The sequence below is a fragment of the Streptomyces sp. NPDC088350 genome (assembly GCF_044753545.1).
In the GTDB taxonomy this organism is placed as follows: Bacteria; Actinomycetota; Actinomycetes; order Streptomycetales; family Streptomycetaceae; genus Streptomyces.
Window position 1 is genome coordinate 375,037 of sequence record NZ_JBIVNL010000010.1, and the last position, 16,624, is coordinate 391,660.

11 protein-coding genes are annotated in these 16,624 nt (G+C 68.4%); 9 read left to right on the plus strand and 2 right to left on the minus strand.

The features are described from left to right. Window positions 1-78: 78 nt before the first annotated feature. The 5 genes from ACIQBL_RS34150 (at window position 79) to ACIQBL_RS34170 (ending at window position 4,047) form a co-directional block, all read left to right on the plus strand. Window positions 79-537: a peroxiredoxin gene (locus ACIQBL_RS34150; protein WP_356054754.1), complete on the plus strand. Its 459-nt coding sequence runs from the start codon at window positions 79-81 to the stop codon at window positions 535-537. A gap of 113 nt (window positions 538-650) precedes the next feature. Next, window positions 651-1,226, plus strand: coding sequence for a TerD family protein (locus ACIQBL_RS34155; protein WP_019060360.1), 576 nt, complete (start codon window positions 651-653; stop codon window positions 1,224-1,226). Between the two features lie 115 nt (window positions 1,227-1,341). Further along, a complete protein-coding gene (locus ACIQBL_RS34160) occupies window positions 1,342-1,917 on the plus strand; it encodes a TerD family protein (protein WP_401948765.1) in 576 nt (191 codons plus the stop codon). A gap of 127 nt (window positions 1,918-2,044) precedes the next feature. Further along, window positions 2,045-3,190, plus strand: coding sequence for a DUF475 domain-containing protein (locus ACIQBL_RS34165; protein ID WP_401948767.1), 1,146 nt, complete (start codon window positions 2,045-2,047; stop codon window positions 3,188-3,190). Between the two features lie 122 nt (window positions 3,191-3,312). Further along, a complete protein-coding gene (locus tag ACIQBL_RS34170) occupies window positions 3,313-4,047 on the plus strand; it encodes a tellurium resistance protein TerA (protein WP_019067110.1) in 735 nt (244 codons plus the stop codon). A 95-nt stretch (window positions 4,048-4,142) separates the two neighbouring features. On the opposite strand, the gene ACIQBL_RS34175 is transcribed toward ACIQBL_RS34170, so the two are convergent. Then, window positions 4,143-4,916, minus strand: a complete 774-nt coding sequence (locus ACIQBL_RS34175; protein ID WP_401948770.1) for a TerD family protein — start codon at window positions 4,914-4,916, stop codon at window positions 4,143-4,145. A 177-nt stretch (window positions 4,917-5,093) separates the two neighbouring features. Here ACIQBL_RS34175 and ACIQBL_RS34180 point away from each other — a divergent pair, with 177 nt between their 5' ends. Genes ACIQBL_RS34180 through ACIQBL_RS34190 form a run of 3 tightly spaced genes read left to right on the plus strand, consistent with a single transcriptional unit; the run spans window position 5,094 to window position 9,654 of the window. After that, window positions 5,094-6,260 (plus strand): HpcH/HpaI aldolase/citrate lyase family protein, encoded by a 1,167-nt coding sequence (locus ACIQBL_RS34180; protein WP_401948772.1) that lies wholly within the window; start codon window positions 5,094-5,096, stop codon window positions 6,258-6,260. Between the two features lie 14 nt (window positions 6,261-6,274). Continuing rightward, the gene (locus ACIQBL_RS34185) at window positions 6,275-8,827 is read left to right on the plus strand and encodes a phosphoribosyltransferase (protein WP_401948774.1); all 2,553 of its coding nucleotides are present in this window, start codon (window positions 6,275-6,277) and stop codon (window positions 8,825-8,827) included. After that, window positions 8,827-9,654: an HAD family hydrolase gene (locus ACIQBL_RS34190; protein ID WP_401948777.1), complete on the plus strand. Its 828-nt coding sequence runs from the start codon at window positions 8,827-8,829 to the stop codon at window positions 9,652-9,654. Before ACIQBL_RS34185 ends, ACIQBL_RS34190 begins: the two co-directional genes overlap by 1 nt. Here ACIQBL_RS34190 and ACIQBL_RS34195 read toward each other — a convergent pair. Next, window positions 9,651-9,863: a zinc ribbon domain-containing protein gene (locus tag ACIQBL_RS34195; protein WP_401948779.1), complete on the minus strand. Its 213-nt coding sequence runs from the start codon at window positions 9,861-9,863 to the stop codon at window positions 9,651-9,653. The genes ACIQBL_RS34190 and ACIQBL_RS34195 overlap by 4 nt on opposite strands. Window positions 9,864-10,287: 424 nt before the next feature. Here ACIQBL_RS34195 and ACIQBL_RS34200 point away from each other — a divergent pair, with 424 nt between their 5' ends. Next, the gene (locus tag ACIQBL_RS34200; RefSeq protein ID WP_401948782.1) at window positions 10,288-16,515 is read left to right on the plus strand and encodes an RHS repeat-associated core domain-containing protein; all 6,228 of its coding nucleotides are present in this window, start codon (window positions 10,288-10,290) and stop codon (window positions 16,513-16,515) included. Window positions 16,516-16,624: the final 109 nt, after the last annotated feature.

Sequence of the window (16,624 nt, forward strand, 5' to 3'; positions counted from 1 at the left end):
ATGCGGTGATCGCTGCGTAGGGTGGTGAGCCCAGGGTGATCTCACCCGAACAGCCCCACCGAAGGGATGCAGAACGACATGGCGATCCAGGTAGGCGAAAAGGCCCCCGATTTCGAGCTCAAGGACAACCACGGCGCCACCGTGAGGCTCTCGGACTTCCGGGGCGAGAAGAACGTGGTGCTGCTCTTCTACCCCTTCGCCTTCACCGGCGTCTGCACCGGCGAGCTGTGCTCCCTGCGCGACAACCTGCCGCAGTTCACCGACCGCGACACCCAGCTCCTCGCGGTCTCCAACGACTCCATCCACACCCTGCGCGTCTTCGCCGAGCAGGAGGGCCTGGAGTACCCGCTGCTCTCCGACTTCTGGCCGCACGGCAACACTTCGCGCGCGTACGGCGTCTTCGACGAGGACAAGGGTTGCGCCGTGCGCGGAACCTTCATCATCGACAAGGAGGGCGTCGTGCGCTGGACGGTCGTCAACGGCCTGCCGGACGCGCGCGATCTGGGCGAGTACGTGAAGGCGCTCGACACCCTCTGATTGTTAGGTTCCAGGGCCTGCGAGGGCCGGGAACCCGTCACTAGGATCGAGACGTTGATCCGATACCGACGCACTACGGGGCATCCCCGCCCCTGGACACCAATGGAGGACTCGTGGGAGTCAGCCTCAGCAAGGGCGGCAACGTTTCACTGACCAAGGAGGCCCCGGGCCTGACCGCGGTCATCGTCGGTCTGGGGTGGGACGTCCGCACCACCACCGGTACCGACTTCGACCTCGACGCCAGCGCACTGCTGCTGAACAGCGCGGGCAAGGTCGCCAGCGACGCCAACTTCGTCTTCTTCAACAACCTCAAGAGCCCCGACGGCTCCGTCGAGCACACCGGTGACAACACCACCGGTGAGGGCGAGGGCGACGACGAGGCGATCAAGGTGAACCTGGCGGCGGTCCCGGCCGACGTCGACAAGATCACCTTCCCGGTCTCGATCTACGACGCCGAGAACCGCCAGCAGTCCTTCGGCCAGGTCCGCAACGCGTTCATCCGCGTGGTGAACCAGGCCGGCGGCGCCGAGATCGCCCGCTACGACCTCTCCGAGGACGCCTCGACCGAGACGGCGATGGTCTTCGGCGAGCTGTACCGCAACGGCGCGGAGTGGAAGTTCCGCGCCATCGGCCAGGGCTACGCCTCGGGCCTGCGCGGCATCGCCCAGGACTTCGGCGTCAACGTCTGACGCCCGAGGGGTCTCACCGCCCGGCGTCGCACGGTTCGCGTGCGGCGCCCGGGGGTCCCCCGCTGGGGGAGCGCACGACAACCAAAGAAGCATCACCTCGGGGAGGACCAGCACTATGGGCGTCACGCTCGCCAAGGGGGGCAATGTCTCCCTGTCCAAGGCCGCACCGAACCTCACGAACGTACTGATCGGGCTCGGCTGGGACGCGCGCTCCACCACCGGAGCCGACTTCGACCTCGATGCCAGCGCACTGCTGTGCAGCGGCGGGCGGGTGCTCGGGGACGAGTGGTTCGTGTTCTACAACCAGCTCACGAGCCCGGACGGCTCGGTGGAGCACACCGGCGACAACCTCACCGGTGAGGGCGAGGGCGACGACGAGTCCATCCTGGTCGACCTCCCGAAGGTGCCGGCCACCTGCGACAAGATCATCTTCCCGGTCTCCATCCACATGGCCGACGAGCGCGGCCAGACCTTCGGCCAGGTCAGCAACGCCTTCATCCGCGTCGTCAACCAGGCGGACGGCCAGGAACTGGCCCGCTACGACCTCTCCGAGGACGCCTCCACCGAAACGGCCATGATCTTCGGCGAGCTCTACCGCTACCAGGGCGAGTGGAAGTTCAGGGCGGTCGGTCAGGGGTACGCGTCGGGACTGCGGGGCATCGCGATGGACTTCGGGGTCAACGTCTCGTAAAGAGCGTGGGTCCCGCCCGGCTGTCCCGGCCGGAGGAGTCTCCCTCTAGACTCTGTGCTCGACGTCAAATTTTAAGTAAAGCCGAGTACGGCGCGGGGGAGACCCGTACACAACGATGGGGTAGCCAGTGCTTCTGAAAACCTTCGGCTGGTCGTTCGCGGTCACCGCGCTCGGCCTGGTCGCAGCGGCGTTCTACGGGGGGTGGGAAGCCTTCGGAGTCGTGGCGATCCTGGCCGTCCTGGAGATCTCGCTGTCCTTCGACAACGCGGTGGTCAACGCCGGGATCCTGAAGAAGATGTCCGCCTTCTGGCAGAAGATCTTCCTCACGATCGGTGTCCTGATCGCCGTCTTCGGCATGCGGCTGGTCTTCCCCGTCGTCATCGTCGCCGTCACCGCCAAGATCGGCCCGATCGACGCGGTCGACCTCGCGCTCAACAACAAGGACCACTACCAGCAGCTGGTCACCGACGCCCACCCGGCGATCGCGGCCTTCGGCGGCATGTTCCTGCTGATGATCTTCCTCGACTTCATCTTCGAGGACCGGGACATCCAGTGGCTGCGCTGGATCGAGCGCCCGCTCGCCAAGCTCGGCAAGGTCGACATGCTGTCGGTCTGCATCGCGCTGGTCGTCCTGCTGATCACCTCCTTCACCTTCGCGGCCCACGCCCACCAGCACGGCGGCGCGCACGCGGACAAGGCGCAGACGGTCCTGATCGCCGGTATCTCCGGTCTGATCACGTACATGATCGTCGGCGGACTCTCCGGCTACTTCGAGGACAAGCTCGAGGAAGAGGAGGAGCGGGAGCACGAGGAGGAGGAAGAGGCCGCGCGCACCGGCAAGCAGCGCTCGGCGGTGGTCCTGGCAGGCCAGGCCGCGTTCTTCATGTTCCTGTACCTGGAGGTCCTGGACGCGTCCTTCTCCTTCGACGGCGTGATCGGCGCGTTCGCCATCACCAACGACATCGTCCTCATGGCGCTGGGCCTGGGCATCGGCGCGATGTACGTCCGCTCGCTGACGGTCTATCTGGTCCGCCAGGGCACCCTCGACGACTACGTCTACCTGGAGCACGGCGCCCACTACGCGATCGGCGCCCTGGCAGTGATCCTCATGGTCACCATCCAGTACCAGATCCACGAGGTCATCACGGGCCTGGTCGGCGTGATCCTGATCGGCTGGTCCTTCTGGTCCTCGGTCCGGCGCAACCGTGCCCTCGCGGAAGCCGAGGGAAAAGCGGGCTCGGACGAGAAGACTGAGGTCCCGTCCGGGGTGTGACAAGCTCCCTGGTAAGGGAACGCTCTGTTCGGGGCGGCAGACAGAGGACATGCCCTCGGTCCGCCGCCCCGACGGCTTTGTCATGCGGCATGCGGTACGTGGATGTGGACCTGGGGGCGGGAATGGGCTTCTTCGACGGAATCTGGCGGCGCGAGATCGACTTCGACTCGGGCAGCGCGGCCAGCAACGCGATCGAACTGACCAAACGGCACCACCAGGTCTCGCTCACCAAACAGGGCGCGGCCACCGGCAACCTGCGCGTCAACCTGACCTGGCGGATGCGGACCTCCGACATCGGGGGCCTCCAGCGGGACAGCCTGCTGCGCCACCCCTTCAAGGCCCTGAAGCCCCCCGAGGTCATGGGCCACAGCCAGAGCATGGTCAACGTCGACCTCGACCTGGGCTGCCTCTACGAACTCATGGACGGCACCAAGGGCGTCGTCCAGCCCCTCGGCGGCCTCCTCGGCGACGTCAACTCACCGCCGTACGTGAAACTCAGCGGCGACGACCGCTTCGGCTCCGCGTCCGGCGAGACGATGTACGTCAACCTCGACCACCGCGACCAGATCAAGCGGCTCCTGGTCTTCGTCTACATCTACGACCAGACCCCGGCCTTCGACCGTACCCACGCGATTGTCACCCTCTACCCCAGCAACGGCCCCCGCATCGAGATAGGCCTCGACGAACGCCACCCCCAGGCCCGCTCCTGCGCGGTCGTCATGATCGAGAACGTCAAGGGCGAGCTGGTGGTCCGCCGAGAGGTGAAGTTCGTCTACGGCTTCCAGGCGGAGCTGGACAGGCTGTATGGGTGGGGACTGCAGTGGGGCAGGGGCTACAAAACGAAGGTCGAGCGATAGCTTTTAGGGGCGCGGGGCTGTGTCGATTTGCGGCTCCGCCGCGTGGGCGCGACAAGCCCCCACCGGCTCGCACCGAACGAACTACCGGCCCGACGTCAGATGAACTGCGGCCCCTGTGGCGGCAAACGGAAGTCGGGATCCGGCGCAATCGCCGAAGGCACCGGCTGCGGATACCCATACGTCCCGGCGGCAGCCGCCTGCGGATACCCGTACGCCGGCTGCGTCACCGGCTCCTGCGGATACCCGTACGCCGGCTGTACCGGAACCGCTGGAACCGCCGGAGGCAACGCCCGGGCAACCTCGGAGGTCGCGGGCGCGGCCGTCTCCGACTCGTCGACCGTGATGCCGAAGTCCATGGCCAGCCCGCGCAACCCGTTCGAATACCCCTCGCCGAGCGCCCGGAACTTCCAGCCCTCCCCGCGCCGGTACAGCTCGCCGCAGATCAGCGCGGTCTCCTCACCGGTCTCCGGCTTGATGTCGAAATACAGCAGCGGCTCACCCTCGGCGACGGCCGCGTCGTACAGCAGGATGCGCAGTCCCTGTACGTGGTCGAAGGTGACGTCCTCCGCCGAAGCGACCACGAGAATCCGGCCGACTTCGGACTCGACACCGGCGAGATCTGTCTGGATCGTGTCCGTGGGGCCCTCCGTGACACGCTTCTTGCCGAGCCACCAGACCTTCCCGGAGGGGTGCCGGGGCTGGTTGTAGAAGACGAAGTCCTCGTCGGAACGCACCTGACCGGCGGGGCCGAGGAGCAGAGCCGAGGCATCCACGTCCGGGACCCCCTGCCCGGGCGTCCAGCGCAGCACGGCACGTACCGTGGTGGCCTCCAGCGGGACGTTCGACCCCTTCAGCATCGCGTGCGTCATGCGGTCATCCTGCCCTCTCGGTCCTGGTCACGACAACGTGGGGGGTTCGGACACCGACACGGCCGAGTTACCTGAAGTTCATGCCCGGCGGGAACTCCTGACATGGATTTGTACGTACTATTACCGGCCACCTATCGAAAATACTCACGGACCACATCGTCACCACGGGGGAGCTTTATGCGTCATTTCGGGCACATTGCCCCTGAGGTACGGCAGCGTCTCTTCTTCCAGGAGCCGTGCGAGTTCGACGCGGACTCACCGGCCAGGCTGCTCTCCGCGGCCCTGGGCGCCACGCTGTACAGCCCGGCCACCCGGCCCCGGCTCGCCGACGACATCGTCAAGCTGGCGGCGCGCGGCGTCGTGTCGATGGTGCTGTGCCTGGAGGACTCGATCGGCGACGAGGACGTCCCGGCCGCCGAGGAGAACCTGGTCCAGCAGTTCACCGAGCTGGCCGCCCGCCCCGACGCGGAAGTCCCACTGCTGTTCGTCCGGGTCCGCGTGCCCGAACAGATCCCCGACCTGGTACGCCGCATGGGCCCGGCCGTACGGCTGCTCTCCGGGTTCGTGATGCCGAAGTTCACCGAGGAGCGCGGCACGCCGTTCCTGGAGGCGCTGTCCGCCGCGGAGGCGGCGAGCGGCCACCGGCTGTTCGGCATGCCGGTCCTGGAGTCGCCCGAGCTGCTCTACCGCGAGTCGCGCGTCGAGACCCTGGAGGGCATCTCCCGCGCGGTCGACAAGTACCGCGACCGCGTCCTCGCCCTGCGCCTCGGCGTGACCGACTTCTGCTCCTCCTACGGCCTGCGCCGCGCCTCCGACATGACGGCCTACGACGTCCAGATCGTCGCCAGCGTGATCGCCGACGTGGTGAACATGCTGGGCCGCGCCGACGGCACCGGCTTCACGGTGACCGGCCCGGTGTGGGAGTACTTCCGGGTCCAGGAGCGCATGTTCAAGCCGCAGCTGCGCCGCAGCCCCTTCCTGGAGGGACAGGCAGAGGAGCTGCGCGAGGCGCTGATCGAACACGCCATGGACGGGCTGCTGCGCGAGATCGCCCTCGACCAGGCCAACGGGCTGCTGGGCAAGACCTGCATCCACCCCACGCACGTGCTGCCCGTGCACGCGCTGTCCGTGGTCAGCCACGAGGAGTTCTGCGACGCGCAGGACATCCTGCGGCCGGAGCGGGGCGGCGGGGGCGTGCTGCGCTCGGCGTACACGAACAAGATGAACGAGGTGAAGCCGCACCGCGCCTGGGCCGAGCGGACCATGCTGCGCGCCGAGATCTTCGGCGTCGCACGCGAGGACGTCGGCTTCGTGGAGCTGCTCGCCGCCGGAATCCCCGGCTGAATCGCAAGGGACGTATGAACAAGGCAGTGAACGACGGGGTCTGGTCGGGCAGTTGGGTCGCGGAGCGGCTCGGCGTCGAGCTGGTCGGCGACCCCGAACTGACCGACCTCCTGGGCCTGGCACTCCGCCGCAACCCCAAACGGGCCCACCTCCTGGTGTCGCACGTGCTCGGCAAGCACGTCCCCCAGTCCCCGTCGATCGTCTACGGCTACGGCTTCACCCTGGGCCGCAGAGTCCGCGACCTCCTCGGCCCCGACGAGTCCGCCCGAGCGGTGGTCCTCGGCTACGCGGAGACCGCGACGGGCCTCGGCCACGCGGTCGCCGACGGCATCGCCCTCGCCCCCTACCTCCACTCGACCCGCCGCCCGGTCCCCGGCGTGGCCGCGGCGGGCGGTTTCGAGGAGTCCCACTCCCACGCGACGTCGCACCTCCTCCTGCCGGAGAACCCCGAACTCCTCGCCGGTGAGGGCCCGTTGGTCCTGGTCGACGACGAGTTCTCCACCGGCAACACGGTCCTCAACACCATCCGCGACCTGCACGAGCGGTATCCGCGGCGGCGGTATGTGGTGGTCGCCCTGGTGGACATGCGTTCCCCTGTCGACGCGGGCCGTCTGGACGAGTTCGCGGCGGAGATGGGCGCGAGGGTGGACCTGGTGGCAGCGGCATCGGGCACGGTGAGGTTGCCGGAGGGGGTGCTGGAGAAGGGGCAGGAGTTGGTGGCGCGGTACGAGACAGGTCGTGATTCGTCTGCAGCGCCGTCGGGGCTGGTCGCGCAGTTCCCCGCGCCCCTGAAAACGAACCTGGACGCCAACTCCCCAGGGGCGCGGGGCAGTGTCGATATGCGGCTCCGCCGCGGGGCGCGACCAGCCCCCACCGGCCCGCACCCGGCCCACCACCGCATCACCCGAGTCGAACTCCGCTGGCCCCACAACCTCCCCGACGGCGGACGCCACGGCTTCACCCCCCAGCACCGAATACGCCTGGAAGCCGCCCTTCCGGCCATGGCGGCCCGCCTCGCCGAAGCCCTCCCGGAGGACGCGCACCGCGTGCACATCCTCGGCTTCGAAGAGCTGATGTACGCCCCCCTGAGACTCGCCCGTGAACTGGAGCAGGTGGCCGACGCCGACGTCACCTACTCCACCACCACCCGCTCACCCGTCCTCGCCGTGGACGACCCGGGCTACGCGATCCGCACCCGCCTCACCTTCCCCGCCCACGACACCCCCGCCGACGGCCCCGGCGACCGCTACGCCTACAACATCGCCGGCGCCGGCTTCGACGCCGTGGTCGCGGTAGTGGACTCCGTCGCGGACACCCCCGAACTGGACGGCCTGCTGGACCAGTTGGCCGATCACACCCCGCACGTACTGCTCGCGGTCGTTCCCTCGTACGTCCCCGAAAGGCCCCCCATGCTCCCCGAGCCCCTCCGCGGCCCCGCCTTCTCCTCGTACGCGCCGGAAGAGGTCGGCTGGCTGCTCCAGGACCTGTCGGACGTGACGCTGGAGGCGCCGACCGAGGAGCGCGAGGAGGCCATCCAGAGCGGCGGAGCGCACTACGCGGAGTCGCTGCCGGTGGAGTACCAGCCGAGCGAGCAGTACCAGGAGCTGTTCCACACCGCGCTGGACGAGGCCGCGGACCGGCTCGCGCTGGCGGTCGGAGCCGTGACCGAACTGGTCCTCGCCGAGCGCTCGCCCCACCCGGTCCTGGTGTCCCTCGCCCGCGCCGGTACCCCCGTCGGTGTCCTGATGCGCCGCTGGGCCCAGCACCGGCACGGTCTCGACCTGCCGCACTACGCCGTGTCGATCGTGCGCGGTCGCGGGATCGACGCCAACGCGCTGCGCTATCTCGCCGCCCATCACGACCCCGCCGACGTCGTGTTCGTCGACGGCTGGACCGGCAAGGGCGCCATCACCCGCGAACTCGCCGACGCCATCAGGGAGTTCGAGGAGTCCGACGGCATCACCGGCTTCGACCCGGAGATCGCGGTACTGGCCGACCCCGGATCCTGCGTGAAGACGTACGGCACCCGGGAGGACTTCCTCATCCCCTCCGCCTGCCTCAACTCGACCGTCTCGGGGCTGATTTCGCGCACGGTGCTGCGCTCCGACCTGGTCGGTCCGCACGACTTCCACGGCGCGAAGTTCTACCGCGAACTCGTCGGCGCGGACGTCTCGGTGGACTTCCTGGACGCCGTGGCCGCACGCTTCCCGGACGTCACGGACGCCGTGGCGACCCTCGCCAAGGAACTGCTGGCCGCCGACCGCACCCCAACCTGGGAGGGCTGGGCGGCAGTTGAGCGGATCAGCGAGGAGTACGGCATCCACGACGTGAACCTCGTCAAGCCCGGCGTCGGCGAGACCACCCGGGTGCTGCTGCGCCGGGTGCCCTGGAAGATCCTCGCGCGGGCCGGTGCGGGTGCCGACCTCGACCACGTCAGACTGCTCGCCGAACAGCGAGGCGTACCCGTCGAGGAGGTCGCCGAACTGCCGTACACCTGCGTGGGGTTGATCCACCCCAAGTACACGCGCGGTGCGACCGGTGCCGATGGCAGGGCGGTGGCGGTCTGATGCCGGTACTCGTCGCGAGCGACCTCGACCGTACGCTCATCTACTCCTCGGCCGCCCTCGCCCTGACCATGCCGGACGCGCGGGCGCCCCGGCTGCTCTGTGTCGAGGTGCACGAGAGCAGGCCGCTGTCCTTCATGACGGAGACGGCGGCCGGGCTGCTCACCGAACTCGGCGACGCGGCCGTGTTCGTGCCGACGACCACCCGCACCCGCAAGCAGTACCAGCGCATCAGCCTGCCCGGCCCGGAACCGAAGTACGCGATCTGCGCCAACGGCGGCCACCTCCTCGTGGACGGCGTGACCGACGCGGACTGGCACGCCGGGGTACAGGCGAGGCTGGCCGCCGAGTGCGCCCCGCTGGAGGAGGTCCGGGAGCACCTCGAAACCTCCGCCGACCCGGCCTGGGTGCGCAAGCACCGCATCGCCGAGGACCTCTTCGCCTACCTCGTCGTCGAGCGCGAACTGCTCCCCGAGGAGTGGGTGAAGGAGCTCGCGGTGTGGGCGGAGAACCGCGGCTGGACGGTGTCGTTGCAGGGCCGCAAGATCTACGCCGTACCGAAGCCGCTGACGAAGAGCGCGGCCATGCGCGAGGTCGCCCGCCGCACCGGAGCCACCCTGACCCTGGCTGCGGGAGACTCCCTCCTGGACGCCGACCTACTGCTAGCCGCCGACAAGGGCTGGCGCCCGGGCCACGGCGAACTGGCGGACGCGGCCTGGACGGCACCTCAGATCACGGCCCTGCCGGACCGGGGAGTACTGGCGGGGGAGCGCATCCTGCGGGAGTTCTTGACCCAGTCCCGCAGGCAACAACGCACGGACTCTGCCTAGCCGCAGCACCCGCCACCACAACAACCGCCCCCGCCGCCACCTCCGGCCGCGGGGGCGGCGGACGTACCCCCTACCGCCACGGCAGACAGCAGCTTCACCGTGTCGTCATGCCCGGAGGGGCACGCCGCCGGAGCGGAGGACTCCGCCATCGGCCGGCTGAGTTCGAACGTGTCTCCGCAGGTGCGGCAGCGGTACTCGTAGCGAGGCATGAGGACAGGCTAACGGGAGTGATGGGCACGGCGTGCGGCCGCTCGCCAGGGGCAAATTGCGGGCGATCCGTCAAGGGGGCGGAGCCGTATTTGCCCGAACATGGCCTGACGGTGATACGTCCTTGGTGTTGGGTATGTTTTCTTGACCCTGTGCGACCGAACGCTTTGGGTTTTGTTTTCACCCGAGCGTGCATATGGGTTTAGCGCTCAGTTTTCGTCATGATTGATCAGCTTTGACGGCCTGAAATGTGTCTAGACCGTGAAGATCTCGGCCGGTATCTCTTGTGTGATCATGGGCGCCGCTTGCGTCCTGACATACCAGAGGAGTCCCGTGAGGACCAGTCGCACAGGCCATTTCCGAAGAAGCGCAAGCCATTTCCGAAGAAGACCGAACAGCGGACCCCTGTCCGTCTCACCTCGGCAGGTGGCAACGGCAACGGCACTGGTGCTGTTGCTCGTCACCGAAGCCGCCGTAACGCTCTCGACCACTGGACAGGCCTTCGCCGTCTCCGCGCACAAGGCGCGCACCCCCTCGGTGGCGAAGTCCCGCTCCGCCTCCACCGGGCCGCTCTCGGCTCCTGACGCGGCGTCGGCATTCGCCACGGCCCGACTGCGTAAACACAAGGTCGAGATTCTCGACCAGATCACGGCCAAGACCACCACTTGGGCAAATCCGAATGGCACGGTGACCACCCGGTCGTATGCGGCGCCGATCCGTTTCAAGCGGGCCGGGAAATGGGTTGATGTCGATACAACCCTGCATATGAATGCCGATGGCACTGTGACGCCCAAGGCCCAGCAAAACGGCCTGATTCTCGCGCCTGGTGGCAAGAACGCCGTGCTTGCCGGCATGGGATCGGGCAAGCATCGGGTAGCGGTCGGCTGGAAGGGAACGCTTCCCAAGCCGTCCCTCAAGGGCACCACCGCCACCTACGCGAACGTCACCCCGGGCGCGGATGTGACCGTACAGGCGACCCGGACCGGCTTCGAGGAGAACGTGGTCCTCAAGTCGCGCCCCAAGGCCGGTTACACGGTGACCATTCCCGTCTCCGCGAAGGGGCTGACGGCCAAGCAGCGCAAGAACGGCTCGATCACCTTCACCGATGCCCACCACAAGGTCGTCGGCACCATACCGGCGCCGGTGATGTGGGACGCGCAGGTCGACGCCAAGTCCCTGGAGCACCCGCACCGTGCCCGGGTGAAGATGACGATGTCCCAGTCCGGTGACACGGTGAATCTCACCCTGACCCCGGACGCGAAGTTCCTGGCCGACCCCAACACGCAGTACCCGGTCACGGTGGACCCCTCCACGAGTCTTTCTCCCCTGCTGGACACGTGGGTGGAGAACACCGACACGGCCCCGGAGTACACGTCCACCGACCTGAAGCTCGGCACCTACGACAGCGGCACCGACGTAGCCCGCTCGTTCCTGGAGTTCCCGGTCCTCCCGCTCGACAACACGCAGATCCTGTCCTCGTCGCTCAACCTGTACGAGTACTGGGCCGGTGGCTGCGTCCAGTCGCCGTGGGAACTGTGGGAGTCCGGAGAGTCCTCCACGGACACGGTCTGGTCGAACCAGCCGGTCTGGAAGGCGAAGTACGCCACGACCTCCCAGACCAAGGGCTACTCCAGCGACTGCACCACCTCCAGCGCGGAGGGCTGGGTCTCCATCGACCCCTCGACCTTCCTCCAGTACGCCGGTGACAACGGCTACGACGTCGCCTACATGGGCCTGAGGGCGTCCGACGAGACGGACAGCAACAGCTGGAAGCGTTTCTACTCCGCCAACGCCTCGGCCAACGTGCCCTACCTGTCGGTGACCTACAACTCGTACCCGATGCCTTCCGCCCCCACAGTGGCTCCCGGTGTCTCCTCGGTCTCCGGCTCCACCACGACTCTCTACACCAACACGACCACCCCGCAGCTCCAGTCGACCGTCACCGACGCCGACGGCGGCAACGTCATGGCCCAGTGGAACGTCTACGACACCACCGGTGGCGCCAACACCAAGGTCATCTCCAACCTCAACGGCAGCTGGACCGCCTCCGGAGGTATCTCCAGCGCGTCCGTCGCGGCCGGAACACTGGTGAACGGCCACACCTACACCGCGTGGCCCTACGGGTACGACGGCTCCCTGTGGTCTCGTCAGACCGTCCCGAACGGACTGGTCTTCACGATCGACACCACCAAGCCCGGCGCGCCGACGGTCGCCTCCACGGACTACCCCTCCGGCGGCTGGGGCAAGGGCGCCGGACAGAGCGGCGCGTTCACCATCACCCCGCCCTCCGGCGGCACGGACACCTCCGGCGTCGTCTGGCAGCTCGACTCCGGGGCCCAGAACTCCGTGGCGACCACCGGCAGTGCCGTGAGCGTGAGCGTCACCCCGTCCGCGGACGGCCCGCACACCCTGACCGTCTCCACCCGCGACAATGCCGGCAACCTGTCCGCGTCGACGGTCTACAGCTTCAACGCGGGCAACGGCGCCGTCACCTCGCCGACCGACGGCACCAGGACCGCGCGGCGTGTCACGCTGACCGCCGCCGCGGCGTCGTCGACGTGGCAGTCGGTGAAGTTCCAGTACCGGCGATCCGCCACGGACAGCTGGACCACCATCCCGGTCGCCGACGTGACGTCCGGCGGCAACGCGGTGAGCAGCTGGCCGGTGGCCGTCACCAGCGGTGCCAACTCCCCGCTCGTCTGGGACGTTTCCAGCACCTTGGGCGACGACGGCGCGGTCCAGGTCCGTGCCGAGTTCACGGACACGTCTTCGGCGAGCCACGACACCTCCGCCGTCACCGCCACCCTGGACCGCGGAGCCACCCAGACCGCGAGCGACTCGGTCGGTCCGGGCACGCTCAACCTGTCGACCGGCAACTACACCCTGACCGGCCCGGAAGTCTCCGCATTCGGAATGTCGGTCGGCCAGTCACTCGATTCCCGCACCCCCCAGGGGACCCCGCCGGCCGGTCAGGTCGCGCCCTTCGGCCCCGGCTGGCAACTGGCGGGCGCTGCCGCGACGGCGATGACGGACTACACCGAGATCCGTCCGGTCACCTCCACCGCCGTGCAACTCGTCGGCTCGGCCGGCTCACAGGTCTCGTTCACCAAGAACAGCAGCGGGTCCTGGACTCCGGAGCCCGGCGCTGAGGCGTACACGCTCAGCTACAGCAGCTCCGCGGACACCTACACGCTGACCGACACCTCGGGAACGACGACGGTCTTCGCCAAGTCCTCCACCACGGCGGGTGTGTGGGCTGTCGCTTCGACGAGCCCGGCGGGCAGCGGCACCTCGGTGCGCTACCGCTTCGACGCCGTGACCAGCGGCAGTACCACCACGATGCGCCTGGCCCGGATGGCCGCACCCACGTCCGCGATCTCCGACACCAACGCGTCCTGCCTCACCCCGACGACGCCGGCGGTGGGCTGCCGAGTCCTGCAACTGAGCTATGCCACCGCGACCACCGCGACGGGCACGACCAGCGGTACGTTCGGCGACTACGCCGGCCAGGTCGGCATGATCGTCATGTGGGCCACCGACCCGGCCACGGGTACGGAGACGTCCAAGACCATCGCCCAGTACGCGTACGACTCCACCGGCGCCCTCCGCCAGGAGTGGAACCCGCAGCTCACGCCCAACCTCGTGACCGCGTACACCTACACCTCGGCCGGCCGGGTGGCCACACTCACGCCTCCGGGCCAGCTCCCCTGGACGTTCACCTACGGCACCGCGGGCACCAGCGGCGACACCAACGCGGGACGCCTGCTGAGCGTCTCCCGCCCGACCCTCACCCCGGGTTCCGCGTCGTCGACCAACGGCACGGCAACCACCACCGTCGTCTACGACGTGCCCCTCACCACCGCGGCGGGCGGCCCCTACGCGATGGGCGCTTCGGACGTGGCCGCGCTGGCCCAGGCCGATGCACCGACCGACGCCACGGCGATCTTCCCCGCCGATCAGGTGCCCACTTCCAGCACCGGATCCGGGCACCTCACCTCCAGCTCCTACACGCGCGCCGAGATCCACTACCTGGATGTCAACGGGCGCGAGTCCAACACGGCCTCCCCTGGTGGGCACATCACCACCACCGACTTCGACGCTCTCGGGAACCCCGCTCGCCAGCTCAGCGCCGCCAACCGCGAACTCGCCCTGGCCGCGAGCACCAACACCGAGCTGAACGTGCTCGGACTGGCGGCGATGACCACCGCGCAGCGTGCCGCACTGCTGTCCTCGGTGAACGTCCGCGACAGCAGCGGCCAGCTCCTGACCGACATGTACGGCCCGCTGCACCAGGTCACTCTGGAGCACGCGTTGGCCGCCTCGGGTACCAGCGCCGCCCGTGCGGCCGGCTCCGTCGTCGCCGCCCGGACACACACCCACAACACCTATGACGAAGGCCGCCCCACCGACGGCTCCGCGGATGCGTCCGGCCTGGTGACCACCGCCGTCACCGGCAGCGCCGTCGCGGGCTACGCCACGGACGCGGACACCCGGACCACCCGGACCACCTACGACTGGACGCTGGGACAGGCGACCAGGACCACGGTCGACCCGACGGGCCTGGCGATCGCCACCGCGACGGGCTACAACTCCGCCGGCAAGGTGACCTCCAACTCCCAGCCCTCCTCCACCGGCTCCGACGCGGGCGCCACCACGACCACCTACTACACCGCTACCGGAAGCAGCCCCTGCGGAAGCCACCCCGAGTGGGCCGACCTGGTCTGCCAGACCGCCCCCGCCGGCGCCATCACCGGTGGTGGCTCCAACCCGAGCCAGCGGGCCACCACAACGACCACGTACAACCTCTACGGCTCGCCGAGCACGGTGACCCAGACCGCCAACGGCGTCACCCGCATCAGCACCATGACCTACGACGCGGCGGGCCGTAAGAGCACGGTCGCGGTCTCCGGCGGTGTCGGCCAGGCTGTGCAGACGACGACCACGACCTACAACACGAGCAACGGTCAGCAGGCCAAGGTCTCCACACCGGACGGCGCCTCGACCACCTGGAGTTACGACCAACTCGGCCGTGGGATGTCCTCGACCGACGCGGACGGGAACACCGCCACCGTTCAGTACGACGCCCTGGACCGGCCCACGCAGACTGGCGACACGGCGCCGTCGACCACCACCTTCACCTACGACACCAGCAAGGACCCGCGCGGTGTGCCGACGACGCAGACCGACTCCAACACCGGTGCCTTCAGCGCCACCTACGACGCCGACGGCAATGTGAGTACTGAGTCCCTGCCGGGATCGATCACCCTCAAGATCACCACGGACGAGACCGGACAGGCCACCTCCCGTGTCTACACCGACGCGAACGGGAACGTGCTGCTCTCCGACCAGGCGGGGTACTCCGGAACCGGGCTGGAAGTCAGCCGGGCCCAGTCGACCACCGGAGGCCTCGGCGTCAATAACACGTACGCCTACGACGCTGCGAATCGCCTCTCGGACGTCAGCCAGACCGTCCTCAGCACCAGCGCCACCACTGGCGCGACCAGTACCTGCACCACGCGGCACTACGCCTTCGACAAGGACTCCAACCGCACGGGTCTGACCACGGCCGTCGGTGCCGCCAAGGCGGCCTGCCCCACCAGCGGTGGAACCACGGTCAGCCACAGTTACGACAGTGCCGACCGTGTGGTCGACAGCGGCTACACCTACGACGCCCTCGGTCGCACGACCGCTGAGCCGAGTGGGACGACGACCGCGTACTACGCCAACGACCTGGCCTACCAGCAGACCTCCGGCACCAGCCGCGTCACCTGGCAGCTGGACCCCCTGGGCCGCAGCCGGTCCTACACGTCGGAAACCAACACATCCGGAAGCTGGACCCAGACCGCAGTCCGCACCAACCACTACGACGGCACCTCGGACTCGCCTTCCTGGACCCGCGAAAGCACGAGCGCGTACACGCGCAACGTCAACGACATCACCGGAGACCTCAGCGCCGTCTACTCGTCGACGAAGGGCGACATCCTGCTGGAACTCACCAATCTGCACGGTGACGTCAACATGGTGCTTCCCATCAACGACAGCGCGACCCCGGTCCTGGTGATGGCGGCCGACGAGTACGGCACACCGCTCACCGGTACCAGCACCTCGCGCTATGGCTGGCTGGGCGGCAAGCAGCGCTCCAGCGAGACGCCCTCGGGCGACCTTCTCATGGGCGCCCGCATGTACAACCCGTCACTCGGCCGCTTCCTCCAGACCGACCCGGTCTTCCAGGGATCTGCCACCGCCTACGACTACGTCAATCAGAATCCCACCACGGGTTACGACCTGACGGGCACCAGCACCTGGGGTTACTGCGGCAACAACACCTATTTCAGGTGGTGTGAAATCTACCTGAGTGAGCACGCGACCCAGGGGATCATCGTCGCGCTCGGCCTGGGCTGGGCGTTGGGCAATGCCTGCGCCCTTGCCGGTGTCGTTTCCGTCATCGGTACGCCGGCGGCAGCGGTGTGCGAGGCGGCCGGAGTGGTTTCCGGTATTACGGGGGCTGCGATTGCCGCCATCGACTGGATGGGGCACAACAAGGGGGTGAGAATTGAAGTGGACTTCCGCGCCAAGTGGAAGTGGTCCTGGTCCACGTTCAGTTATCATCGCGTAGGGTGGCGGCCCATCTTCGCGTACCTCTGGCACCGGTAATCAACGGAGCCTGATCGGTGGCGGGGGGGGGGGGGGGGGGCGGCGCCCCCCCCCCCCCCCCCCGCGCGGGGCCCCCCCCCCCCAAAAACGCCGCCGGAAAGTATGATAA